This is a genomic window from Arthrobacter sp. Y3221048 (genome assembly GCF_059092685.1).
The window spans coordinates 611,917-636,391 of the sequence record NZ_JBNHHX010000002.1; the positions used below are offsets into that span (position 1 = coordinate 611,917).

The window sequence follows — 24,475 nt, forward strand, 5'->3', positions numbered from 1 at the left end:
CCGTCAGCCGGACAACCGTGGATATCCATTGTCGGGACCATGAGGTATGAAGGGATCAGGGACCACAACCGATCATCAGGAGTTTGCACATGGAAGTTTGGCCGGGAGACGCCTATCCGTTGGGTGCCACGTATGACGGCAACGGCACCAATTTCGCCGTGTTCAGCGAAGCAGCGGAGGCCGTATTCCTGTGCCTGTTCGACGACGACGGTGCCGAGACGAGGATCGAGCTCAAGGACGTCGACGGCTACGTATGGCACTGCTACCTTCCGCAAGTCCAGCCGGGCCAGAAGTACGGCTTCCGCGTGGACGGGCCTAACGACCCGGGCCAGGGGCAGCGCTGCAATGTGAACAAGCTGCTGCTGGACCCCTACGCGAAGGCCGTCAGCGGCCAGATCGACTGGGCCCAGCCACTGTTCGGCTACAACTTCGGGGACGAGGATTCCCGCAACGACGAGGACTCGGCGGCGCACATGATGCTCGGCGTCGTCGTCAACCCGTTCTTCGATTGGGACGGCGACCGCAAGCCGCGCACGCCCTACCACCGCTCGGTGATTTACGAAGCGCACGTGAAGGGCCTGACTCAGCTGCACCCGGAAATCCCGGAAGAACAGCGCGGCACCTACGCCGGCATCGCGCATCCGGCGGTCATCGAGCATCTGCAGAAGCTGGGCGTCACCGCCATCGAGCTGATGCCGGTCCACCAGTTCGTCAACGACAGCACGCTCCAGGAGAAGGGGCTCTCCAACTACTGGGGTTACAACACCATCGGCTTCTTCGCCCCGCAGAACACGTATTGTTCCTCCGGCGATACCGGCCAGCAGGTGCAGGAGTTCAAGGCGATGGTCCGGGAACTGCATCTGGCCGGCATCGAGGTGATCCTCGACGTCGTCTACAACCACACGGCCGAGGGCAACCACCTTGGCCCGACGCTGTCCTTCCGCGGACTCGACAACGCCGCCTACTACCGGCTGGTCGAGGACCAGCAGCAGTACTACATGGACTACACCGGCACGGGAAATTCGCTGAACGTGCGCCATCCCCATTCGCTGCAGCTGCTGATGGACTCGCTGCGCTATTGGGCGTCCGAGATGCACGTGGACGGATTCCGTTTCGACCTGGCCTCCACCTTGGCCCGCGAGTTCTACGACGTGGACCGGCTGTCGACCTTCTTCGAAATGGTGCAGCAGGATCCGATCGTTTCCCAAACCAAACTCATTGCCGAACCCTGGGACATCGGTCCTGGCGGCTACCAGGTGGGCAACTTCCCGCCGCTGTGGACCGAGTGGAACGGCCTGTACCGGGACACCGTCCGCGATTTTTGGCGGGGCGAACCCTCCACTCTGGGCGAATTTGCCTCGCGCATCACCGGCTCCTCGGACCTGTACGAGGCCACGGGGCGGCGCCCGGTTGCCTCCATCAACTTCGTCACCGCCCATGACGGGTTCACGTTGCGGGACCTGGTGTCCTACAACGAGAAACACAACGAGGCCAACGGCGAAGACAATAACGACGGCGAATCGCACAACCGCTCGTGGAACTGCGGAGTAGAGGGGCCCTCCGATGACCCGGCGGTCCTCACCCTGCGCGCCCGCCAGCAGCGGAACTTCCTGGCTACCCTGCTGCTGAGCCAGGGCGTGCCGATGATCGCGCACGGGGATGAGCTGGGACGCACCCAGCAGGGCAACAACAACGTGTACTGCCAGGACTCGGAGCTGTCCTGGGTGGACTGGAACAACATGGACCAGCCGCTGCTCGAGTTCGTCGCCACCATCAACCGGTTGCGGGCCGAGCACCCGACCTTCCGGCGGCGGTTGTTCTTCGACGGAAAGCCGGTCCGCCGGGGCCAGGGCGAGCCGTTGAGCGACGTTGTCTGGCTCACCACTGAGGGGACACCGATGGAGCCCGAGGACTGGGACGAGGCCCTCGGCCGCTGCATCGGCGTCTTCCTCAACGGCCAGGGCATCCGCGGGCGCGACGACCGCGGGCAACGGATCACCGATGAGCATTTCCTGGTGTACTTCAACGCCGCCGACGACGAGGTGCCGTTCGTGTTGCCGCCGGGGGAATATTCAGCCGCCTGGGACATCATCATCGACACGGCCGGCGGCGAACACCTGCCCGGCCCGCTGAAGGCCGGAACGAAGGTTCCGGTCGCCGCCAAGTCGACGGTAGTCCTCAAGGCCCACAGGGCGCCGGAAGAAGAGCCAGACCACTCGGTCGCCGCCTCCGTTGCGGCGATGGCCGAGGCGGATCGGACGGCCGGGTCCGGGCAGGCCCGGCCCGAGCCGCCCGGGGAACCCGGGCAGCAGGTCGCCGGGGGCGAGCAGGGGCAGGCGAAAGGATGAGGGCCCCGGCGTCGACCTACCGGCTGCAGATCAGGGAATCGTTCACGCTGTATGACGCCGCCGGGCTGCTGCCCTACCTGCACCGGCTCGGCATCGACTGGGTGTACTTGTCGCCGCTACTGACCGCGGAGCCGGGTTCCGATCACGGCTACGATGTGGTCGACTTCGGCGCGGTGGATCCTGCCCGGGGCGGGATCGACGGGCTGCGGACCCTTTCTGCCGCCGCACGCAAGGCCGGGATGGGCGTCCTGGTCGACATCGTCCCGAACCACATGGGGGTGGCCACGGCGGCCAACAACCGCTGGTGGTGGTCACTGCTGGCCGAGGGCCGCGGGTCGCGCTATGCCGAAGCGTTCGACATCGACTGGGACGCCGGCGGCGGCAAGCTCCGGCTTCCCGTGCTGGGCGACGGCGACGCGGAGCTTGAGGCGTTGGAACTGGCCGGCGGGGAGCTGCGCTACTACGACCACCGCTTCCCCCTGGCCGAGGGGACGGGCGACGACGGCGCTACTGCCCGCGAAGTCCATGAGCGCCAGCACTACCAGTTGGTGAACTGGCGGCGGGCGGATGCCGAACTTAATTACCGCCGGTTCTTCGGCGTCAACTCCCTGGCCGGCGTCCGGGTGGAGGTGCCGTGGGTCTTCGATGAATCCCACGCCGAGATCAAACGCTGGTTCGACGAAGGCCTGGTCGACGGGCTGCGCGTGGACCATCCGGACGGGCTGGCGGATCCGAAGGGCTATCTTCAGCGGTTGCAGGAGCTGACCGGCGGCGCCTACGTCCTGGTGGAGAAGATCCTGGAGCCGGGGGAGGAGCTGCCGGCCAACTGGGCCTGCGCGGGTACCACCGGGTACGACGCGCTGGCGGACGTGGACCGGCTGCTGGTCGATCCCGACGGGCGGGAACGCCTCACCGACGCGGCCCCCGTCCAGCCGTACCAGCACATGATCCACGACACCAAGCGGGGCATCGCCGACGGTATCCTGCGCTCCGAGGTGCTGCGCCTGGCCCGGCTGGTTCCGGCCGGCGCCGGCCTGGACTTCGAGACGGCGGCGGATGCGATCGCCGAACTGCTCAGCTGCTTCCCGGTGTACCGGAGCTACCTGCCGGTCGGCGCGCAGTACCTGGAGGAAGCCGGGATCGCCGCCCAGGTCCGCCGCCCGGACCTGGCCGAAGCCGTCACCATCCTGCTGCCGCTGCTGCATCCGCAGGGGGTGCTGACCGAACTCGCGGTGCGGTTCCAGCAGACCTCCGGCATGGTGATGGCCAAGGGAGTGGAAGACACCGCGTTCTACCGCTATACGCGCCTGACGTCCCTGAACGAGGTGGGGGCGGACCCGTCGATCTTCGCGGTGGAGCCGTTCGAGCTCCACACCCGGTTGATCCGCCGGCAGCAGGACCTGCCGCTCGCCATGACCACCCTGTCCACCCACGACACGAAGCGCAGCGAGGACACCCGGGCCCGCATCTCGGTGCTCGCCGAACTGGCGGACCAGTGGCCGGATTGGCTGGCGGAGCTCAACCGGCTGGCACCCTTCGGGGACCTGCCGTTCGCGGACCTGCTCTGGCAGGCAGCGCTGGGGGCCTGGCCGTTCAGCCGGGAACGTGCCCATGCGTACGCGGAGAAGGCCGCCCGGGAAGCGGGCAACAGCACCTCGTGGATTGACCCGGACCCCGACTTCGAAAAACAACTCCATGCCGCCGTGGACGCGGCCTTCGACGACCCGGAGGTGAACCGGCTGCTGGTCGGGCTGGCGGAGAAGACCAAGCCGTTCGGCTGGAGCAACTCGCTCTCGGCCAAGCTCATCCAGCTGACCATGCCCGGAGTGCCCGATGTCTACCAGGGAACCGAGTTCTGGGACCATTCGCTCGTGGACCCGGACAACCGCCGGCCGGTGGACTTCAACGCCCGGCTCCAGGCGCTGGACAACCTGGACCGGGACGGGACGCCGCCGGTGGACGAAGGCGCGGCGGCCAAGATGCTGGTGGTCGCCCGGGCCCTCCGGTTGCGCCGCGACCGGCCGGAGCTGTTCACCGGCTACGAGGCGGTTCCGGTACAAGGCCCCGCCGCCGACCACGCGTTCGGCTTCGACCGCGGCGGCGCCATCGCGCTGGCCACCAGGCTGCCGGTGCGGCTGCAGCGCGACGGCGGGTGGCGGGACACCGCCGTCGTCCTTCCCGCCGGAGAATACCGCGATGTGCTGAGCGGGCGGAGCCACGCCTGCGACGGCGTCCTGCCGGTGGCCGGGATGCTGGCGGAATTGCCGGTGGCGCTGCTGGTGCGCGAACAGGAGGAGTCGTCATGAGCCGGGACTTCGCGGTGTGGGCACCCCGTGCCGGCAGGCTGGAACTGCAGGCCGGCGCCGCACGGCTGCCGATGCAGGGGCCGGACGACGCCGGCTGGTGGCGTCTGGCCGACCCCGCCGCCGTACCCGAGGGGGACACCGACTACGGCTATCTGCTGGACGGCGGGGACTCGGTGCTGCCGGATCCCCGGTCGCGCCGCCAGCCGGACGGGGTCCACGGCATGTCCCGGACCTTCGACGCCGGGGCCCACCCCTGGCAGGACCAGGACTGGGTTTCACCCGGGCTCGGCGGGGTGATCTACGAACTGCACATCGGCACGTTTACATCCGAGGGCACCTTGGATTCCGCCGCGGCCAAGCTCGACTACCTGGCCGGGCTCGGGGTGCATTATGTGGAACTGCTGCCGGTCAACGCGTTCAACGGCACGCACAACTGGGGCTACGACGGCGTGCTCTGGTACGCCGTGCAGGAAAGCTACGGCGGGCCGGCCGCCTACCAGCGGTTCGTGGACGCCGCACACGCCAACGGCATCGGTGTCATCCAGGACGTGGTGTACAACCACCTGGGTCCCAGCGGAAACTACCTGCCGCGGTTCGGGCCGTATTTGAGCAGCGGCAGCGCCAACACCTGGGGCGACTCCGTGAACCTGGACGGACCCGGTTCGGACGAGGTCCGCCGCTTCATCACCGACAACGTGCTGATGTGGTTCCGCGACTACCATGTGGACGGCCTGCGCCTGGATGCGGTGCATGCGCTGCGGGACGAACGCGCCGTGCACATCCTCGAGGAGATCGCGAAGGCGACGGACGAATGCGCCGCCGAGCTGGATAAGCCGCTGTTCCTGATCGCCGAATCCGACCTCAACAATCCGCGGCTGATCGAGTCCCGGGAGGTAAACGGCTACGGCCTGGCCGGCCAGTGGAGCGACGACTTCCACCACGCCGTGCACGTGAACCTCACCGGCGAAACCAGCGGCTACTACGCCGACTTTGCCGGCCTGGGAGCGCTGGAAAAGGTGCTGCGGGACGGTTTCTTCCACGACGGCAGCTACTCCTCGTTCCGGGAACGGCACCACGGCCGGCCCATCAACAAGGACCGGGTGACGGCCCGGCAACTGGTGGTCTGCACCCAGAACCACGACCAGATCGGCAACCGCGCCGCCGGAGACCGGCTCACCGGCACCCTCGGCTACGGGCAGCTGGCGCTGGCCGCCGTGCTGAACCTGATGTCTCCGTTTACGCCGATGGTCTTCATGGGCGAGGAGTTCGCGGCGTCCACGCCGTGGCAATTCTTCACCTCCCATCCCGAACCGGAGCTCGGCGAGGCGACCTCTGCCGGCAGGCTCAAAGAGTTCGAGCGGATGGGCTGGGACCCGGAGGCAGTGCCCGATCCGCAGGACCCGGCGACGTTCCGCAACTCCAAGCTGGACTGGGCCGAGCCGCAAACGGGTGACCATGCCCGGCTCCTCGAGCTCTACACCCGGCTGATCGCCCTCCGAAAGCAGCATCCTGAGCTGACGGAACCGGACTTCGCGTCCGCGTCGGTAGAGTCAGACGCGGAGGAAGGCTGGCTGATCCTGCGTCGGGGCTCCTTCGCGATCTGCTGCAACTTCTCCGCCGAGCCACGGCGGCTCCCAGCCGGGACGGGCACCCTGGTCCTGGCGACCGACGACGGCGCCAAGCTCGCCGCCGGGGGCAACGCCGGCACAGCCTGGACTGCGTCCGGGGACGCCGTTGCATCCGGTCGGCTGGTGCTGCCGGCACACTCGGCCGCCATAGTCCGCAGCGGCCCCGCCCGCTGAACCGGGAGGATGGCATGATCCGAGCCTGGTCTCCGGAGGACATCCGCGCCGCCGAACGGCCGCTGCTGGACGCCGGGCAAGGACCGCTGCTGATGGCCCGCGCCGCGGCCGGGCTGGCGGCCGCCGTCATCCGGGAACTCAAGCGCGCCCGGGGCGGGGTCTATGGTGCCCGGCTGGTGGTGCTGGCCGGCAGCGGCAACAACGGCGGCGACGCCCTCTTCGCCGCGGCTTCGGTGGCCCGCCGCGGCGCCATGGCGACGGCGGTGCTCACCTCGGAGCGGGTGCACGCGGGGGCGTTGGCCGCCTTCGAGCGGGCAGGAGGATCGGTGCTGCGGCTGGCGGCGGAAGGAGCCGGCGGGGACCCGGTCCGCCAGGTACCGGAGGGTTCCGAGGCTCCGGAGCTTCGCGAGGCGGCGGCAATCCGCGAGGCAGTCGAGACCTGTTCCGCCGCAGACGTGCTGGTCGATGGGATTCTGGGCAGCGGCGCGTCCGGGGCGCTGCGGGGACCTGCCCGGGAGCTGGTCCGGGCGGTCCTCGAAGCCGGGCAGGGCCACCGTCGCCGCCCGCACGTCGTGGCGTGCGACCTGCCCAGTGGCGTCAACGCCGAGACCGGCGAGGTGCACCAACCCGTGCTCCCGGCGGACCTCACTGTCACCTTCGGCGGCGCCAAGACCGGCCTGCTGCTGGATCCCGCCGCGGCGCTCGCCGGTCGGGTCGAAACGGTGGATATCGGCATCGGGCAGCTGCTTCCGGCGCCGCGGCTGCGGCGGCTCCAGGCGCGGGATCTGGCCCGGTTGTGGCCCGTGCCGCGCCGAACCGACCATAAGTACACCCGCGGGGTGCTCGGCGTCGCCGCCGGATCTGCGTCCTATCCCGGGGCTGCGCTGCTCGCGACCCGGGCGGCGGCCGCCACCGGTGTGGGCATGATCCGCTATCTCGGCCCGACCGAGGTTTGCCGCCAGATCAACGCGCTGACCCCCGAAGCAGTCTGCTCGCAGGATGCCGTCGCCGACTCCCATGTCCAGGCGTGGCTGGTGGGTCCTGGAACCGACGGCGACGCGGACCAGCGCCGGCGCGCCGGGGATGCCCTGGCTTCCGGGCTGCCGGTGATTGCCGATGCCGGTGCCTTCGACGTGCTGCCCGCGGAGCCGGGACCCCGGGTGGTCCTGACGCCGCACGCCGGCGAACTGGTGCGCATCCTCAAAGCCCAGGGCGTGGAGACCGACCGGGAGCATATCGAAGCGGCACCCGCAGAGTTCGCCGCCCTGGCCGCCGGGCTCACAGGGGCCACCGTGCTGCTCAAGGGGTCCGTGACGGTGATCGCCGCACCGGACGGCGCCCTGTTCAGCCAGGACGACGGGCCGGCATGGCTGGCCACGGCAGGGTCGGGCGACACGCTGGCCGGGATCCTCGGCGCGCTCGCCGCGACCATCCGGACCGAAGACCTGGACGCGGCCGGGTTCGCCGCGGCCGAGCACGGTGCGGTGGTGGCTGCCATGGCAGCCTGCCTGCACGGGCTCGCCGCGACGGAGGCATCGGGGCAGGGCAGTGCAGGGCGGGACAGCGGGGCGCCGCTGCAGCCGCGGGGGACGGAGAGCCGTGGCGGACGCGCCGGAAGGCGGGCCTCGCCGTCGTCGTCACCGGGGGCACCCTTGGCCGCCTCAGATGTCAGCGCCGTCCTGCCCGCGGTTGTGGGCAGGATCATCGCCGGTCGGAACCGGTAGCCGCACGATGGCATGATGAAGGGATGGCGTATGAGGCTGACGAGAACCGGTACCAGAACATCCCCTACCGCCGGGTGGGCCGCAGCGGACTGAAGCTGCCTGCCGTCTCGCTGGGCCTCTGGCACAACTTCGGCGACGACAAGCCGTTCGAAGTGCAGGGCGCCATCCTGCGCCGGGCCTTCGACCTCGGGGTGACGCACTTCGATGTGGCCAACAACTACGGCCCGCCGGAGGGCAGCGCCGAAACCAATTTCGGCCGGCACATGCGCAGGGATTTCCTGCCCTACCGTGACGAACTGGTGATCTCCACCAAGGCCGGCTACCTGATGTGGCCTGGCCCGTACGGCGAGTGGGGTTCGCGCAAATACCTCCTCTCCAGCCTGGACGCCTCGCTGAAGCGGATGGGCCTGGACTACGTGGACATCTTCTATAGCCACCGGCCCGATCCGAACACCCCCCTTGAAGAGACGATGGGGGCGCTCGACCAAGCCGTCCGCTCCGGCAAGGCCATGTACGCGGGCATCTCTTCCTACACGGCCGAGCAGACCCGGGAAGCCGCACGGATCATGCGCGCGCTGGGGACCCCGCTGCTGATCCACCAGCCGTCGTACTCCATGCTCAACCGCTGGGTGGAAGGCGGCAGCCCGAATCTGCTGGAAGTCCTGGCGGACGAAGGCATGGGTTGCATCGCGTTCTCGCCGCTGGCCCAAGGCTTGCTCACGGACCGCTACCTGAACGGTGTCCCCAAAGACTCCCGCGCCGCGCAGGACAAGTCGCTGTTCCCGCAGATGCTCTCCGACGAGAATCTGGACCGCGTCCGCGGCCTGAACCAACTGGCGGCCGACCGCGGCCAGTCATTGGCGCAGCTGGCCATCGCCTGGGTGCTTCGCCGGCAAGCCAAGGGCGCTCCCGTCGCCTCGGCCTTGATCGGGGCCTCGAGCGTGCAGCAGCTGGAGGACAGCCTCGCCGCCGTGGCCAAACTGGACTTCACGACCGAGGAAGCCGACGCGATCAACCGGTTCGCGGTGGACTCCGACATCAACATCTGGAAGCCGAAGGGCTAGGGGGGGTGGCTGGTCGGCCGCGATGAGTAAACGGTCCGGCCGGCCGAGGATCCAGCGCGGAAAAACCGCGTGACGGGGTACCCGGAGATACCTGTTTCCACTACGCTGTAGAAGTGCCAACCGCACCCTGGGGCACGGTGCGGGGCACCGGAGGCAGGATCCTCCCGAGGGATGGCAACCTCAAGTAACTTCTGTTGGGCCGGAGGCAGTCCCGTCTTTTTTCCGGCACCAGTGAGCGGCAGCGGCGATAGGAAGCCGGGGGGCCCGCCAGGCCGCTCATCGATGACAGGCGGACGCGCCTTCCGCGTTCCTGGCCTCCCGGAAAAGCACGGAAGCACTCTCAGTAATGAAAACTTCAGCAAGACTGCGCGTGTGGTTGATGGTGACCGGCGTACTCCTGGGACTTCTCGCGTCAATCGGCGTAGCGGCACCGGCAGGTGCCGGCAGCGTGGCGGTGCCTGCTTCGCATTCCCACGAAGACAAAGGCGACCACGGCGACGGCGACGCTACTCTGACGCTGCGCATTTATGATGACGGCGATTACCGGGTAAGGGGCGAGGACTACGAGGCGAAACGCGTCCATGTCTGGATCATCAACGTTTCCAAGCATAAGGTCGTGGATCATTTCTACGTCCGAACCCATGACGGCGACTTCAGGATTTACGGCGACGACCTGAAGTGCGGCAAGACCTACAAAGCTGTGAGCTACAGCAAGGCTGATGGCTGGGTGTCGAGCGACCGCGTCAAGTTCCGGTGCGACGACAACGACAACGGTCACCACTAGGAGATAACCCCTAAAGGTAGAGGTATCCCGCAGGGGTTACCCCAACGGTGGGGAGGACGGGATCTCCCGTCCTCCCCACCGTCCTGAGCCACCGCATCACTTGAACGGCAACGAGGAGCCGCCCGCCCCAAAACGGCGCTGGCGGCTCCTCGCTGACGTGCTCCGGATACCTGGTTCTAGGCGAACCAGGTATCCGGCGGACCCATGTAGAGCAGCAAGCCGAAGACGGCGGCAACGGCGACTACGACGACCGCGATGGCCGCCACCGGGCGGGCGAGCACGGCCGCCTGCAGCTTCTCGAGGAAACCGTGCGGCGCTTCACCGCCGGCGCCCAGCCGCCATACATCGCCGAGCAGGCCGTGGCGGTCCATCGACTTCTCCACGGGAATCGTCGCGTACGGGATGGCGGCCGAGACTACGGCCAGGATGCCGCGGCCTGCAGACCACCGTTGGTTCACCCACGTGAAGCAGGTGCTGACGACGTAGCAGAGGAAGACAAAGCCGTGCAGGCCGCCCGCGATACTGACCGCCAGGCGTGCTTCCGGCACCAGCGCCCGCAGGAGCAAGGCCAGCAACAGCAGCGTCCACGTCACGGCTTCGGCGAAAGCGACGGTGCGGAACAGGGTGCGCGGAGACATGAAGGTCCTAGGAGACTAGTTGGCGTCGGCAAGGGTGCCAGGGGTGTTCCCGGGGAGGGGCACCCTCCACTAATTTAGCCGAGGATTCGACCGTACCCGAAATAAAGTGCACACAAGGCAACTTTGCATGGTGTGCAACTTGGGTTCTACACTGGCGGGATGAGCGCAGAAACATCGGTGCCGCTGGAAGGGCTCCGTGAACGAAACAAGGCGGCAACGCGCGGCGCCATCACCGCGGCCGCGTTGCGGCTGACCAGGGAGCAGGGGCCGGGCGGCTTCACGGTAGACCAGGTGGCGGCAGAGGCGGGCGTGTCGCGCCGGACCTTCTTCAACTACTTTCCCTCCGTCGAGGCGGCGGTGACGCGGCCCGTGGAAGAATTCCTGGCCGAGTCCTTCAAGCGGCTCGATGAGCGGCCGGACGACGAACCGATTATGGACGCGGTCCTCGCCACCTTCGGCGGGGAGATCAGCCAGGGCCGGCTTGCGCTGCTGTGTGAGATCTACCAGATGGGTGTCGACGACGCCCAGCTGGAGCGCGTGCAACTGCAAGCCTGGAGCAAGGCCAGGCAGTCGCTAGAGGACGGGCTGCGCCCCCGGCTGCCGGACAACGCCGGCGAACTCATGGTCACGGCGCTTGCCGGTTCGCTGATCGCCTGCGCTCAGGCGGCCATGCGGATGGCCGCCACCCAAACCCCCGCAGGCGAGGCACCCGAACCGTCGGCCTTCCGCCAGCAGTTGCTCGAGAGCCTTGACATGCTGCGCACCGGCTTCAACCCCCATCCCAAGGACTGACCCCATGGCCTCGCTGCTCTACAGACTCGGTAAGCTCGCCGCGCGGAAACGCTGGTGGTTCGTCTCCGCGTGGCTCGTGGTCATGGTCGCCGTCGGCGGATCCGTCGCTGCCTTCTTGGGCACCCTCTCCAACAGCTTCACCATTCCCGGCACTCCCGCCCAAGCGGTGGCGGACGAACTGCGGGAGAAAATGCCGGCCGCCGCGGGCGGCCTCGGCACCATCGTGTTCACGACGGCGGACGGCCGGGCGTTCACCGCGGGGCAGGAGGACGCCATTGCGGCCATTTCCGCGGACCTGACGAAGCTGGACGCGGTCAAGAACGTCACCAACCCGGTGGAACTGCAGGCCGCCCTGGACAATGCGCCACAGACCATCGCCGCCGGCGAAGAAAAGCTGGAAGCCGCCGCGCAACGGCTCGAGGACGCCCAGGCGGAGCTGGATGCGGGCAAGGCGCAGCTGGAGCCGGGCCTGCAGGAGTTGAAGGCGGCCGAGGAGCAGATCGGGCAACTGGAGGCATCCGGCCAGGCGGCGATGGCCGAGCAGGCACGTGCCCGGCTGGAGCCGCAGCGCGCGCAGCTGGAAACGGCACAGGCCCGGTTGGCGGAAGCCGAACAGCGGCTGGCAGACGGCCGGGCGGAGTACGAGCCAGGCGTCGCCGACCTGGAGGCTGGGAAGCTGCGGCAGCAGTCCTCGGAGGGGCTGCGGTTCGTCTCCGGGGACGGTTCGGCCGCCTTCGTCCAGGTCCAGTTCGAGCAGGGCATGATGGAGGTTTCCAAGGAGGACCGCGAGCAGGTCCAGCAGGTCACCGACGCCGGCCTGGTGCCGGGCCTGCGGGCGGAGTACAGCAAGGACATCGTCGAAGACATCTCCAGCCTGTTCGGAGCAGCCGAGGTCATCGGCATCGCCGTGGCCGCCGCCGTGCTGGTGCTGATGCTTGGCACGCTCCTCGCGGCCGGGCTCCCGCTGCTGATGGCGCTCGTCGGCGTCGGGGTCGGCGTGGGCGGCACCATGGCGCTCAGCGGTGTCATCGAGATGAGCTCCGTCTCGCCGGTGCTGGCGCTGATGCTGGGCCTGGCCGTGGGCATCGACTACTCCCTGTTCATCGTCAACCGCCACCGCACCCAGCTGCTCTCCGGCGTGCCGCTGATCGAATCGATCGGCCGCGCCACCGGCACCGCCGGCAACGCAGTGCTCTTCGCCGGCCTCACCGTGATCATCGCCCTGGCCGCGCTGGCAGTGCCGGGGATCCCGTTCCTGACGGTGCTGGGACTGGCCGGAGCCGCCACGGTGGCGGTCGCCGTCGTCGTCGCCTTGACCCTGACCCCGGCGATGCTGGCCATCATGGGCAGGCGCATTCTCTCCAAACGGGCGTGGGCCAGGGCCTGCCTGCCCGGCCCGGTCGCCGCCGACGCGGAGACCTCGGCGCGGGAAGCAGACTTCCACAACGACCCCAAGCGGAGCTGGGGGAAGACGGTCACGAAACACCCGTGGCTCGCGCTGGTCGCGGGCGTGGCGGTGCTGGGCGTGCTGGCGGTGCCGGCCGCCGACCTGCGGCTGGGCCTGCCGGACGGCAGCGCCGAGCCTGCGGACTCGACGGCCTACCAGTCCTACCGACAGCTGGGCGAGAGCTTCGGCGAGGGAATCAACGGACCGCTGATCGTGGTGGCCGACCTCCCGGCGGGCCTGGAAGGCACGGAGACGGACGAGACGCTGCTGCGGCTCTCCCAGGAGCTGCGCGCGATGGACCACGTCGCCGCAGCCGTTCCGACCGGCACCAGCGGGGACGGACGCACCGCCGTCCTGCAGGTCATTCCCGCAGAAGGCCCGGCAGCCGAAAGCACCGAGGAGCTGGTCCACACCCTCCGGGCGCAGGCGGGCACACTCGAGCAGAGCACCGGCGTCGGAATCTCGGTGACCGGGCAGCCGCCGATGCAGATCGACGTCTCCGACAAGCTGGCGGACGCCATGCCGGTCTACCTGGCCATCGTGATCGGGCTCTCGCTGATCCTACTGCTGCTGGTCTTCCGCTCCGTCCTGGTGCCGCTGCTGGCCACCGCCGGTTTCCTGCTGTCACTCGGTGCCAGCTTCGGCGCCGTGGTGGCGATCTACCAGTGGGGCTGGCTGGGCGGCATCTTCGACGTCCACGACCCCGGACCGATCCTGAGCTTCCTGCCGCTGATCATGATCGGCGTCCTGTTCGGCCTGGCGATGGACTACCAGATGTTCCTGGTCTCCGGCATGCGCGAATCCTACGCGCACGGCGAGGACGCCAGGGCTGCCGTGGTCAGCGGCTTCAACCACGGCGCCAAAGTGGTCACGGCCGCGGCGATCATCATGGTCTCCGTGTTCGCCGGGTTCATCTTCTCCCACCTGACCATGGTCCGGCCGATCGGCTTCGCGCTGGCCCTGGGTGTGCTGCTGGACGCGTTCGTGGTGCGGATGACGCTGATCCCGGCGGCGATGCACCTGTTCGGCAAGGCCGCCTGGTGGATGCCGACGTGGCTGGACAGGATCCTCCCGGACGTGGATGTGGAAGGCGCCAAGCTGGCGCAGCACACCCGCCGGCCCAAGCAGGCCGAGGCGCAGCCCGCCGGAGTGCGCTAAGCCCCGGGCGCGCCTGGTCCTTGCCGGAGGGCGGCAGCGACGGTCAGCGCCGGGCAGCGACTGGGCCGGTCAGCGACGGTGCCGGCCTCCGGCGAGCCGGAACGATTCGTCGAGCAATTCTGCGAGATGGCCGGGCTCGACTTTCTCCAGGCGCATCAGCAGCAGCAGCGGCGAACGCTCGTGGTGCGGGGTCCAGAAGAAAACGTCCGGGGCAGTTGCGGCCAAGGCTTCCCGCTCATCGGACTTGACGGTCAGTACGCCCGGCTCCCAGATCCGGGCCATCAGCGACTTGGCGAACCAGGCGGGCTGGCCCCAGCTTGGCCGCTCGGTAACACCGGGCAGGTCCAGGCAGAGGCGGCGCACGTCGTCCTCGGTGGGCATGCTTCAAACCCCTTTCAGCTCCAGCGGTATCCGTGGGCCTGTTCGTAGGCCTCGAGCAGGCGGTGGGCCACGTGGCCGGACGTTATCAGCGGGTGGATCATGAAGGCCCGGAGGGCCGCCGCGCGGTCACCCTGCCCGCCCCGGATGACCTCCTGCTCCACGGCCTTGATCTGTGTCATCAGTCCGGCCTGATGCAGGGTCAGCGGCTTCACCGGCAGGGGGCGGGCGCCGTCCGCATCGACCACCGAGGGCACCTCGACCACGGCGTCGTCCGGCAGCTGCGGGATGGTGCCGGCGTTGCGGACGTTGAGGATCAGCTCGGTGCGCTCGCCGGAGAGCAGGGCGCGCATCACGTCCAGGGCCACGTGTTCGTAGCCGCCGGCCGCCGCATCCTGTTCATCGCGCGAGACGCCGATCTCACGGGCTTCGGACAAATAGTTCTCCTCGCGGCGCCGCAGTGCGTCCTCCCAGTCCGCGTACGGGGTCCCGGAAGCCTGCAGGCGCGCGTACAGCTCCTGCTGCAATTCGTGGATGGACTCGCCGCGGGTCTGGGCGGCGCCGGCCAACGCCAGGGTGGCCTCCCGGCGGAAGTAGTAATAAAACAGGTAGGCATTCGGAATGGCGCCGAGCACCTGCAGCTCCCGCGTGCCGAAAATCCGGCCCTCTTCGAACGACTGGAGCAGCCCCGGGTCGTCGAGCAAGCCGGGAAGCCGGTCCCGGCACTGGTGCTCCAGTCCGCGCAGCCAACCCAGATGGTTGAGGCCCACATAGTCCACGCCGGCCAACGAGCCGCGGTCCAACGTGGCACCCGCGGCCTTCGCCGCACGCCGGACCAGCCCCATGGGCGTGTCGCAAATCCCGACCACCCGATGGTCCAGCAGCGGCAGCATGGCTTCGGTGACCAGCCCGGCGGGATTGGTGAAGTTGATCAGCCACGCGCCGGGGCTGAGCTCGCGCATCCGCCGGGCGATGTGCCGTGCGGCGGGGACGGCGCGCAGGCCGGAGGCTATCCCGGCAGCGCCGGTGGTCTCCTGGCCCAGCAGGTTCAGCCGGGTTGCCACGCGTTCGTCCAGCGTCCTGCCCAGCGTGCCGCCGGGACGGATGGCCGAGAAGACGACGTCGGCGCCGGCCAGCGCACCATCCAGGTCACGGGCGGACTCGATCTTCGGCGGGCGGCCGCCCCCGGGCAGGGGCGCATCTTCCAGCACCCGGACGATCGCCTGCTGCCGGCCTGGGTCTACATCGTGGAGCACCAGCCGGTCCACCAGGCCGGCCGCGGATCCGTTGGCGAGCGCGCGGTAGACCAGCGGCACCCGAAACCCGCCGCCGCCCAATATGGCAAGTGTTGCCACTGCTTCCCCCGAACGATTGACTTTGGATAACGATCGGCCGCCCGGAGCCCGGGACGCGGCCCTTGCTTGTATTGTGCCAGCAAGGGCCAACCACAGGCCCTGGCGGCTGAACCGGCGGCCCCGGCCCGAGAATCGTGGCCGGTGCGTTCGATCCGGTGCATTTCGCTCCGTGGCGAAGGCCTTCAGCCCGAAGCATGCTTCGGATGGGAGAATGGATCCGTGAGCTCTACAACGTCACCTCTGCCCTATGACCGCCAAGCCGTGATCAACCTGGCCGCCATCCGCGCCAACGTGCGGCACCTGCGCGAGGTCGCGGCGCCGGCCCGCGTGATGGCCGTGGTCAAGGCGGACGCCTACGGCCACGGAGCGGTCCCGGTGGCCCGGGCCGCCCTGGAAGCCGGTGCATCCTGGCTGGGCGTCGCCCACTTCACGGAGGGACTGGCCCTGCGTGAAGCGGGCATCGATGCGCCCATCCTGGCCTGGCTGCACACCCCGGACACGGACTTCGCCGCGGGCATCGAGGCGGGGATCGACGTCGGCGTTTCCGGCTGGGAGTTGGAGCCGGTGGTCAAGGCCGCCCGGCAGCTCGAACGGCCGGCACGCGTGCACCTGAAGATCGATACCGGTTTGGGCCGCAACGGCTGCCCGCCGGCGCTTTGGGAGGACCTGGTCAACCGGGCCGTGGAGTACCAGGAGCAGGGGCTGTTGCGGGTGGCCGGCGTCTTCTCCCACCTGGCGGTCGCCGACGAACCGCACCGGCCGGAGACCGACGAGCAGGTGGACCGCTTCCGCGAGGCCGTAGCGGTGGCCGAGAACGCCGGGCTTGACCTGGAGGTCCGCCATCTGGCCAACACACCCGGTACGCTCAGCCGCCCGGACGCGCACTTCGACATGGTCCGCGTGGGCCTGGGCATCTACGGGCTCTCGCCCTTCGAAGGGCAGACCCCGGAGGAACTCGGGCTGGTTCCGGCCATGACGTTGCGCGCGCGGGTGGCCAACTGCAAACAGGTGCCCAGCGGCCAGGGCGTCTCCTACGGGCTGAACTATCTGACCTCCGGGCCGACCACCCTGGTGCTGGTGCCGCTGGGCTACGCGGACGGCATCCCGCGCAGCGCCGCCAACGTCCAGGTGTCCATCGGCGGCCGCCGCTATGACGTGGTGGGCCGGGTGGCCATGGACCAGTTCGTGGTGGACCTGAGGACCAACGACGCCGAAGACCTCGTGGGCGAGGAAGTGATCCTTTTCGGCCCGGGCCGGGACGTCCCGGACGCCCAGGACTGGGCGGCGGGAGCCGGCACCATCAACTACGAGATTGTCACCCGCGTCAGTCAGCGCGTCCCGCGCTACTACACCGGAACCGCCGACGCCCCGGACAGCGGCGAGGAGGACGCCCCGGCATCCGAGGCATCCGCACTCACGCCGTCCGCGGCCGAGCAGGCAGCGGCGGCGGCCCAGGTCCGGGCAGCGCTGGCGGCGATCGACGACCGGAACACCGACAGCGCCGGGGATCCCGGCGCCGTGCTGGCATGAAGGACGACGCCGACCGGACAGGGGGAGCACCTTCCATGACGCAGCAGCAACCGGCCTCTCCGGTGTGGGAGCGCGAGTTTCAAGTGGGCTCGGCCGAGGAAACGCAGGCGCTGGCCGCCCGGCTGGGCAGGATCCTGCGCGCCGGCGACCTGGTGGTGCTCAGCGGCGGGTTGGGGGCGGGAAAAACCACGTTCACCCAAGGGCTGGGAGAAGGACTCGGTGTCCGACCCGGCATCATTTCCCCCACCTTCGTGCTGGTCCGCAGCCACCCCAGCATGAACGGCGGGCCGGACCTGGTCCACGTGGATGCCTACCGGCTGGAGTCCGACGGCGAGATCGACGACATCGACCTGGAGAACACCATGGATCAGGCCGTGACCGTGGTGGAGTGGGGCCGCGGCCGGGTGGAGCACCTCTCCGACAGTTGGCTGGACATCTCGCTGGTCCGGGCCACCGGGGCAGACCTGGCGAACCGGCCCGCCGGGGGCGGCGCGCCGGGCGGGCCGCACGGTGCGGCGCCGGGCGACACAGCCGGGCCGGGCACCGCGGAGGGTGCCGCGGGAGCGCAGCGGAGTGCCGGCGTCGTGCTGGATTTTGAAGAGCCCGACGACGGCGAGCCGCGGCTGATCCGCATGGCCGCCTACGGGCCGCGCTGGGCCGCCTTCATGTTTGCCTGAGCCGCAGGGGAAGTCCTCCCCGTCGCGCCGGTCGCGGAAGCGCTGTCCGGCTTGGCGCGCAGCCGGGTGCGCCGCGGCGGGCCAATTTTGCGGGGCGCGGGCGGTGCGGGAGCCCGCGGTCTTCACTGCCTCCCGGCGCAGGTCCATAATCGATGGCGTCATCAGACCACGAGGAGGCCCGCCATGGAGACCAAGCTGAACCCGTACCTGGGATTCCGCGACCAGGCCAAGGAAGCCATGACGTTCTACCAGTCGGTGTTCGGCGGGGAACTGACGCTGAACACCTTCGGCGACTTCCAGGCCAGCGACGACCCGGCGGAGATCGACAAGATCATGCACTCGCAACTGTCCACCGAGCGCGGGCTGGTACTCATGGCCGCGGACACCCCCGCCACCATGGAGTACACCCCCGGGTCCAGCCACTCCCTCTCGCTCAGCGGCGACAACGAGGCCGAACTGCGCGGCTACTGGGACAAGCTGATCGACGGCGCCGACGTCACCGAGCCGCTGCAAAAAGCGCCCTGGGGCGACACCTTCGGCATGTGCACGGACAAGTTCGGTATCCACTGGTTGGTCAACATCGCCGGCACACCGCCGGCGTGACCGGCCGGGCTGCGGCGCCACACCCAGCCCGCCGCGGCCGCGGATGGGCCTGGCCGCGGCCCGACCCGTCCCCGGTGCGCGCCCGCAAGGCACCCCGCGTACCTCAAGTAAAATTGATCCGTGCTGATCCTCTCCATTGATACCTCCGCCATCGCCAGCGCCGCATTGCTGGCCGGACAAGGAGAGACCCTTGCCGCCTTCGCCACCGAGGACACGCGCACCCACGCCGAGGTGCTGGCCCTCGGGATCAGCAAGATCATGACGACGGCGGACGTCACCGGCGCCGACATCGACGCCTTGGTGGTGGGCGTGGGCCCGGGACCGTTCACCGGCCTGCGCTCCGGCATCGCCACCGCACGGGCGCTGGCCTTCGCCTGGGGCAAGCCGCTGCACGGGGCGATGAGCCTGGATGCCATCGCCGTGGACGCCGCACCGGACGCGTGGCGCGCAGGCGTGGACGAATTCGTGGTGGCCACCGACGCCCGGCGCAAGGAAGTGTACTGGGCGCGCTACCGCAGTACCGGCGGCACGCACGACCTGCTCGACGGCCCGCATGTCGGCGCGCCCTCGGACGTTCCCCGCCTGCCGGCCTACGGCATGGGCGCCGGGCTGTACCCGGAGCAACTGCTGGCCGTCACCGAGTACAGCGGCACCCAGCCCACCGCCGAAGCGCTGGGCCGCACCGCCGTCGCCCGGCTGGACAAGGGACTTTCCCTGCCGGACACCACGCCGCTGTACCTGCGCGAGTCCGACGCCATGGTTCCCGGACCGCGGAAGCGCGCGCTGTGACCGCCCGCACGCCACGGCCGGCGGGCGGCATCCGGCCGATGACCGAGGCCGACGTGCCGGTTGTGGATGCGCTGGAACGGAAGCTGTTCCCGGACGATGCGTGGCCGACGGAAATGTTCTACGAGGAACTGGCGCAGGACACCCGCAGCTACTACGTGGCCGAGGACGCGCTCGGCGACGTGATCGGCTATGCCGGGCTGATGTGCGTGCGGCCCATCGCCGACGTGCAGACCATTGCGGTGGTCCCCGAGCGCGAGGGGCAAGGCATAGGCACCACGCTGCTGACCCTGCTGATCGACCAGGCACGGCGACAGCGGGCCGACGACGTCCTGCTCGAAGTCCGCGCGGACAACCCCCGGGCACAGCGGCTCTACCGCTGGTTCGGCTTCGAGCAAATCCATGTGCGGCCGCGCTACTACCGGGGCGGCGTTGACGCCCTGATCATGCGGCTGCGCCTCAAGGACTGGGCAGGTGCTCCCGGCACCGGCCGGACAGACGAGGAACCCGAGACGACGGAGGACACCCGATGAACCGCACCGAACCGCTGGTGGTGGGCATCGAGTCCTCCTGCGACGAGACCGGCGTGGGCATCGTCCGCGGGGATACGCTCCTGGCCAACACCGTGTCCTCCTCGATGGAGGAACACGTGCGCTTCGGCGGAGTGATCCCCGAAATCGCCTCGCGCGCCCACCTCGATGCCTTCATCCCGACGCTGGAACAGGCGCTGGACACGGCCGGCGTCACCCTCGGGGAGGTTGACGCGCTCGCCGTGACCTCCGGCCCCGGGCTGGCCGGCGCCCTGATGGTCGGCGTGTGCGCGGCCAAGGCCCTGGCGCTGGCCACCGGCAAGCCGCTGTACGCCATCAACCACCTGGTCGCCCATGTGGGCGTCGGCGTGCTGGACGGGGGAGCGCTGCCGGAGAACCTGGGCGCGCTGCTGGTCTCCGGCGGACACACGGAAATCCTGCGCGTGCGCTCCCTGACCGACGACGTGGAACTGCTCGGCGCCACCATCGACGACGCGGCGGGCGAAGCCTACGACAAGGTGGCCCGCATCCTGGGCCTGGGCTACCCCGGCGGCCCGGCGATCGACAAACTGGCGCGGGAGGGCGACCCGAAGCGCATCCGGTTCCCCCGCGGACTGAGCCAGCCCAAATACATGGGCTCGGCCGAGGCCCCCGGCCCGCACCGCTACGACTGGTCCTTCTCCGGGCTGAAGACGGCCGTGGCCCGGTGCGTGGAGCAGTTCGAAGCCGCGGGGGAGCCCCTGCCGGTGGCCGACATCGCCGCGTCCTTCCAGGAAGCGGTGGCGGACGTCATCACCGCCAAGGCGATGCTGGCCTGCACCGAAAACGGCATCACCAACCTGCTGCTCGGCGGCGGCGTTGCGGCGAACTCGCGGCTGCGGGCGCTGACCGAGGAACGCTGCGCGCAGCACGGCATCTCCCTGCGGGTGCCGCCGGTGTCCCTGTGCACGGACAACGGGGCGATGGTCGCGGCGCTCGGCGCCCAGGTGGTGATGGCTGGCGGCAGGCCCTCCGGCCTCGAATTCGCCCCGGATTCGTCGATGCCGGTCACCAGCGTGCACCTCTAGGACGATCCCGCCCGCGCCCGCGGGCCCGGCCGGAACCGTCTATCACAATCCGCGGCTGCGACCTAGGCTGAAACCATGGCGGGGCACGCCGGCTCCTTCCTCGGGAACTTTTCCATCCGGTCGGACGGCGGAAACGACGGAGGTACACGACATGGGATCTTTAGCTGGACGACTGAAACTGCCGGCGGCGGTGGCCGTCACGGCGGCGCTCCTGCTGACGTCCTGTACCCGGACCGGTGAAGAGACGGGAGGGGGGCCGGAAGCGGGGGGTGCCGGAGGCTTCGAGACCGGTTCATTGATCGGCGTGTCCCTGTCCGCCGACACCGCGTACGCCGAAGCGCTGTTCACCGAACAGATCGAGGGCTCAAACTTCGAACCGAACGTCCAGGTCGCGGCAACTGCCGCCGAACAGCAGCAACAGATCAGTTCCATGCTCGAGGGTGAACCGGAAGTGCTGATCGTGGACGCGGCGGACCCGGCAGGCCTGGGGGAGCAGTTGGCCGCGGCGCAAGAGGCACAAATACCGGTCATCGCCTTCGGCACCATGGTCACGGGCACCGGCGTTGTCGGCTACCTGGTGGGTGTCGATGCCTTCCAAAACGGCGAGATCCAGGCGCAGGCACTGCTCGACGGGCTGGCCGAACGGCAGGGCGAAGGACCCTACAACATTGAACTGTTCAGCGGCCACCCGGACGACGGCGGGGCGCGCCTGGCGTTCGACGGAGCGATGAGCGTGCTGCAACCCAAGATCGACGACGGCACCGTGGCCGTGGTGTCCGGGCAGGCGGATTTCGAGGCAACCGCGGGCGAAAACCCGGATGCGGCGGGAGAACGGCTGGCCGCCATGTTGCAGGAGGACTACGCCTCCGATGACTTGCACGGCATCCTGGCAGCCGATGACGCCACCGCCCAGGTGCTCATCCAGGCCGCCGAAGACGGCGGGCAGGATTCCCCCGTCGTCATCGGCAGCGGATCCGCTCCGGAAGCCGTGGAATCAATCATGGCCGACAAACAGTACGCCACCACCTACGCCGACCCGGCGGCCATGGTGGGCGAGGCCTTGACGCTCGTCAAAGGGTTCGCGCAGGACGATGCACCCGAGGCCGACGACGAAGAGTCGTACGGCAACGCGCAAACCACCGTAGCGGCCTACCTGACCGAAGCCGAGCCGGTAACCAAGGAGAACGCCGTGGAGGTGTTTGCCGACAACCAGGAGTTGCTGCAGCTCGTCGAGTAAACGCTCCAGGGGACCGCGCCAGGGGACCGCGCCGGCCGCACGCACCGGCCATCAGAGGGCCTGGGCTCTGCCCGTTCAGGCGCGCAGGCGCCGGGCCAGGCCCCTGACCGCCAGCGCGGCCAGGCCGCCTGCCGCCAGCCAGGGGCCGGCCACGATGACCGGGTCGAGCCATTGGTGGCTCAGGTCGGCGCGCTTCGTCCCGGTTCGGGAGGCCAGCCCGTGATGGCTGAACTCGCTGCGCACACCGGATTCGGTGACGGGATTGTCCGGACGCAGGGTCGCGAAGGAGCGCAGGTGGCTTTCCCAGGCATCGACCCGGTCGGCGGCCAGCAAGATCAGCCAGTGCGCCGCCCGCGCCTCGCTGAACTTCCGGTAGGAGTACCGGCGCATCGCGCCCGAGAGTCCCTTGGGCGGCGTCGAAATGCCGAAGACAGGCGTCAGCATGCGGTGTTCAAGGGATCGCTCGCGCGGCCATTTCTCCTCTTGGCGCTCGGGGAAATCCCAGTGTGCGCCGGTGGCGCCGGGATCGAAGCGTTCCTTCGGCACGGCCGGACGGTCCTTCGGATCCAGGTCGGCACCCCAGCCCGGGATCCGGTCGCGGAGTTCTTCGCTGGAATACCTGCGCTCAGGTTTTTCGGCTCTGTAAGGCATCGTGGTGTCTCCTAGCCGGCATCCGGCACGATGAGCGGTTTGATGCAGCCATCGAGTTTCGACGAGAAAATGTGATACCCGTCGGAGATATGCTCCAGCGGTATGCGGTGGGTGACGATGTCGTTGGGTTTCAGGTAGCCGTTTCGGATGTGCTCAAACAACCGCGGCCATTGGCGCTTGACCGGGCACTGGTTCATGCGCAGCGTCAACCCTTTGTTCAGGGCGTCGCCGAACTTCACGGCGCTGAACATCGGTCCATAGGCGCCCATCACGGAAATGGTTCCGCCCTTGCGGACCGAATCGATGGCCCAGTTCAGGGCGACGGGCGAGCCGCCCTGCAGCTTGAACTTGGCCGAGGTGAGGTGCTGGGTCAGATTGCCGTCCGCCTCGGCTCCCACGGCGTCAATCGCCACGTCCGCCCCGAGGTCATCGGTCACCTTCTTCAGGTGCACCACGATGTCGTCATACTCGACGAAGTTGCAGGTCTCCGCATGCGCGAAGGTGCGGGCCATCTCCAGCCGGTATTCCAGGTGGTCGATGACGATCACCCGCCCCGCTCCCATGAGCCAGGAGGACTTTGCGGCAAACAACCCCACCGGTCCGGCTCCGAAGACCACCACGGTGTCGCCTTCGACGATGTCGCCCAGCTGCGCCCCGAAGTACCCGGTGGGCAGCGCGTCGGTGAGCATCACGGCGTCCTCGTCGTCCATCCAGTCCGGGATCAGGGCGGGGCCGACGTCGGCAAAGGGGACCCGGACGTATTCGGCTTGGCCGCCGTCGTAGCCTCCGCTGGTGTGGGAGTAGCCGTAAATGGCGCCCACGGCCGTGGCGTTCGGATTCACGTTGTGGCAGTTGGAGTACAGTCCCCGCGCGCAGAAGTAACAGGACCCGCAGTAGACGTTGAACGGCACCATGACCCGGTCGCCCGGTGCGAGGTTCCGGACCGACGGCCCCACTTCGTGGACCACGCCGATGAACTCGTGGCCGAACGTCATCCCGACCCGGGTGTCGGGCATCATGCCGTGGTAGAGGTGCAGGTCCGAGCCGCAGATCGCGGCCAGTGTCACCCGCACAATGGCATCATTGGGGTGTTCGATCGCGGGGATGTCTTTTTCTTCTACCCGGGTCTTGTAGGGCCCGCGGTACACCATGGCTCTCATCTGTGCCTCCTTGAGGAAGCGGATAGTCGAGTGCCCGCAAGCTTCACACGCCCGGCCGCAACGGTCAAGGCCCCGGAGCCGCCCGGGTGGCCGCGCTGCCTGGGACGGGTGGGGTGGTCCTAGGTGCCGTTGCCGGGTTCCCGGGGGGACGCCGGTTTCTTGTCCTCGTCTTCCCGTTGCTCCTCGGACCGACGGTCGACGTCCGGTTCTATGGCAGCGTCCAGGCCGGCGGAACCGGCATGGGGCGGGCCGTCGGATTCCTGGTCCGAGGCCGCGGCATCCGCCTGGTACAGCGCCTCGTCGTCAGCGTGCTTTTCCCCGGCCATGGCCAGCCTTTCCCGCATCCGGCTCCGGTATTCCTTGGGGCAGAGCCTACCCCTGTTCAGCACGAAACGGGACCGGATTCGGCCGGAAACGGGAGGTAATCTCCGCGCCGGC

21 protein-coding genes are annotated in these 24,475 nt (G+C 68.9%); 15 read left to right on the forward strand and 6 right to left on the reverse strand.

The window, feature by feature from the left end:
• Positions 1 to 89: 89 nt before the first annotated feature.
• From glgX to AC5RVS_RS07630, 6 genes are all read left to right on the forward strand, one after another.
• On the forward strand, positions 90 to 2,348 hold the full coding sequence (gene glgX, locus AC5RVS_RS07605; protein ID WP_494107676.1) for a glycogen debranching protein GlgX: 2,259 nt from the start codon (positions 90 to 92) through the stop codon (positions 2,346 to 2,348).
• A complete protein-coding gene (gene treY / locus AC5RVS_RS07610) occupies positions 2,345 to 4,654 on the forward strand; it encodes a malto-oligosyltrehalose synthase (protein ID WP_494107677.1) in 2,310 nt (769 codons plus the stop codon). Before glgX ends, treY begins: the two co-directional genes overlap by 4 nt.
• Positions 4,651 to 6,456, forward strand: a complete 1,806-nt coding sequence (gene treZ, locus AC5RVS_RS07615; RefSeq protein WP_494107678.1) for a malto-oligosyltrehalose trehalohydrolase — start codon at positions 4,651 to 4,653, stop codon at positions 6,454 to 6,456. The genes treY and treZ overlap by 4 nt, the downstream gene beginning before the upstream one ends.
• Positions 6,457 to 6,470: 14 nt before the next feature.
• Complete coding sequence (locus tag AC5RVS_RS07620; RefSeq protein ID WP_494107679.1) at positions 6,471 to 8,180, forward strand: bifunctional ADP-dependent NAD(P)H-hydrate dehydratase/NAD(P)H-hydrate epimerase; 1,710 nt, start codon at positions 6,471 to 6,473, stop codon at positions 8,178 to 8,180.
• A 23-nt stretch (positions 8,181 to 8,203) separates the two neighbouring features.
• Positions 8,204 to 9,244: an L-glyceraldehyde 3-phosphate reductase gene (gene mgrA / locus AC5RVS_RS07625; RefSeq protein ID WP_493988950.1), complete on the forward strand. Its 1,041-nt coding sequence runs from the start codon at positions 8,204 to 8,206 to the stop codon at positions 9,242 to 9,244.
• 346 nt (positions 9,245 to 9,590) lie between these two features.
• Positions 9,591 to 10,028, forward strand: coding sequence for a hypothetical protein (locus AC5RVS_RS07630; RefSeq protein WP_494107680.1), 438 nt, complete (start codon positions 9,591 to 9,593; stop codon positions 10,026 to 10,028).
• 176 nt (positions 10,029 to 10,204) lie between these two features.
• Here AC5RVS_RS07630 and AC5RVS_RS07635 read toward each other — a convergent pair whose 3' ends face one another.
• The gene (locus AC5RVS_RS07635) at positions 10,205 to 10,666 is read right to left on the reverse strand and encodes a DUF3817 domain-containing protein (protein WP_494107681.1); all 462 of its coding nucleotides are present in this window, start codon (positions 10,664 to 10,666) and stop codon (positions 10,205 to 10,207) included.
• Positions 10,667 to 10,825: 159 nt separating this feature from the next.
• Between AC5RVS_RS07635 and AC5RVS_RS07640 the strand changes: the two genes are divergently transcribed.
• Positions 10,826 to 11,458, forward strand: coding sequence for a TetR family transcriptional regulator (locus tag AC5RVS_RS07640; protein WP_494107682.1), 633 nt, complete (start codon positions 10,826 to 10,828; stop codon positions 11,456 to 11,458).
• A gap of 4 nt (positions 11,459 to 11,462) precedes the next feature.
• Entirely contained in the window at positions 11,463 to 14,063 is a 2,601-nt protein-coding gene (locus tag AC5RVS_RS07645) for an MMPL family transporter (protein ID WP_494107683.1), read from the forward strand.
• Positions 14,064 to 14,132: 69 nt separating this feature from the next.
• On the opposite strand, the gene AC5RVS_RS07650 is transcribed toward AC5RVS_RS07645, so the two are convergent.
• Both AC5RVS_RS07650 and AC5RVS_RS07655 read right to left on the reverse strand, forming a co-directional pair.
• Entirely contained in the window at positions 14,133 to 14,444 is a 312-nt protein-coding gene (locus AC5RVS_RS07650; RefSeq protein ID WP_494107684.1) for an MmcQ/YjbR family DNA-binding protein, read from the reverse strand.
• Between the two features lie 14 nt (positions 14,445 to 14,458).
• A complete protein-coding gene (locus AC5RVS_RS07655; RefSeq protein WP_494107685.1) occupies positions 14,459 to 15,796 on the reverse strand; it encodes a family 4 glycosyl hydrolase in 1,338 nt (445 codons plus the stop codon).
• Between the two features lie 219 nt (positions 15,797 to 16,015).
• Here AC5RVS_RS07655 and alr point away from each other — a divergent pair, with 219 nt between their 5' ends.
• From alr to AC5RVS_RS07690, 7 genes are all read left to right on the forward strand, one after another.
• Entirely contained in the window at positions 16,016 to 17,326 is a 1,311-nt protein-coding gene (alr, locus tag AC5RVS_RS07660) for an alanine racemase (protein ID WP_494107686.1), read from the forward strand.
• Positions 17,327 to 17,361: 35 nt separating this feature from the next.
• Entirely contained in the window at positions 17,362 to 18,003 is a 642-nt protein-coding gene (tsaE, locus tag AC5RVS_RS07665) for a tRNA (adenosine(37)-N6)-threonylcarbamoyltransferase complex ATPase subunit type 1 TsaE (protein WP_494107687.1), read from the forward strand.
• 183 nt (positions 18,004 to 18,186) lie between these two features.
• Positions 18,187 to 18,606, forward strand: a complete 420-nt coding sequence (locus AC5RVS_RS07670; RefSeq protein WP_493988959.1) for a VOC family protein — start codon at positions 18,187 to 18,189, stop codon at positions 18,604 to 18,606.
• 120 nt (positions 18,607 to 18,726) lie between these two features.
• The gene (tsaB, locus tag AC5RVS_RS07675; protein WP_494107688.1) at positions 18,727 to 19,395 is read left to right on the forward strand and encodes a tRNA (adenosine(37)-N6)-threonylcarbamoyltransferase complex dimerization subunit type 1 TsaB; all 669 of its coding nucleotides are present in this window, start codon (positions 18,727 to 18,729) and stop codon (positions 19,393 to 19,395) included.
• 38 nt (positions 19,396 to 19,433) lie between these two features.
• Complete coding sequence (rimI, locus tag AC5RVS_RS07680) at positions 19,434 to 19,925, forward strand: ribosomal protein S18-alanine N-acetyltransferase (RefSeq protein ID WP_494107689.1); 492 nt, start codon at positions 19,434 to 19,436, stop codon at positions 19,923 to 19,925.
• A complete protein-coding gene (gene tsaD, locus AC5RVS_RS07685) occupies positions 19,922 to 20,989 on the forward strand; it encodes a tRNA (adenosine(37)-N6)-threonylcarbamoyltransferase complex transferase subunit TsaD (protein WP_494107690.1) in 1,068 nt (355 codons plus the stop codon). Before rimI ends, tsaD begins: the two co-directional genes overlap by 4 nt.
• A 151-nt stretch (positions 20,990 to 21,140) precedes the next feature.
• Positions 21,141 to 22,226 carry a substrate-binding domain-containing protein gene (locus AC5RVS_RS07690; RefSeq protein ID WP_494107691.1) on the forward strand — a complete coding sequence of 362 codons (1,086 nt, stop codon included), beginning with the start codon at positions 21,141 to 21,143 and terminating at the stop codon, positions 22,224 to 22,226.
• Positions 22,227 to 22,301: 75 nt separating this feature from the next.
• Here AC5RVS_RS07690 and AC5RVS_RS07695 read toward each other — a convergent pair whose 3' ends face one another.
• The 3 genes from AC5RVS_RS07695 to AC5RVS_RS07705 form a co-directional block, all read right to left on the reverse strand.
• A complete protein-coding gene (locus AC5RVS_RS07695) occupies positions 22,302 to 22,877 on the reverse strand; it encodes a hypothetical protein (protein ID WP_494107692.1) in 576 nt (191 codons plus the stop codon).
• A gap of 11 nt (positions 22,878 to 22,888) precedes the next feature.
• Complete coding sequence (locus AC5RVS_RS07700; RefSeq protein ID WP_494107693.1) at positions 22,889 to 24,037, reverse strand: zinc-dependent alcohol dehydrogenase; 1,149 nt, start codon at positions 24,035 to 24,037, stop codon at positions 22,889 to 22,891.
• A gap of 119 nt (positions 24,038 to 24,156) precedes the next feature.
• Positions 24,157 to 24,381 carry a hypothetical protein gene (locus tag AC5RVS_RS07705; protein ID WP_494107694.1) on the reverse strand — a complete coding sequence of 75 codons (225 nt, stop codon included), beginning with the start codon at positions 24,379 to 24,381 and terminating at the stop codon, positions 24,157 to 24,159.
• Positions 24,382 to 24,475: the final 94 nt, after the last annotated feature.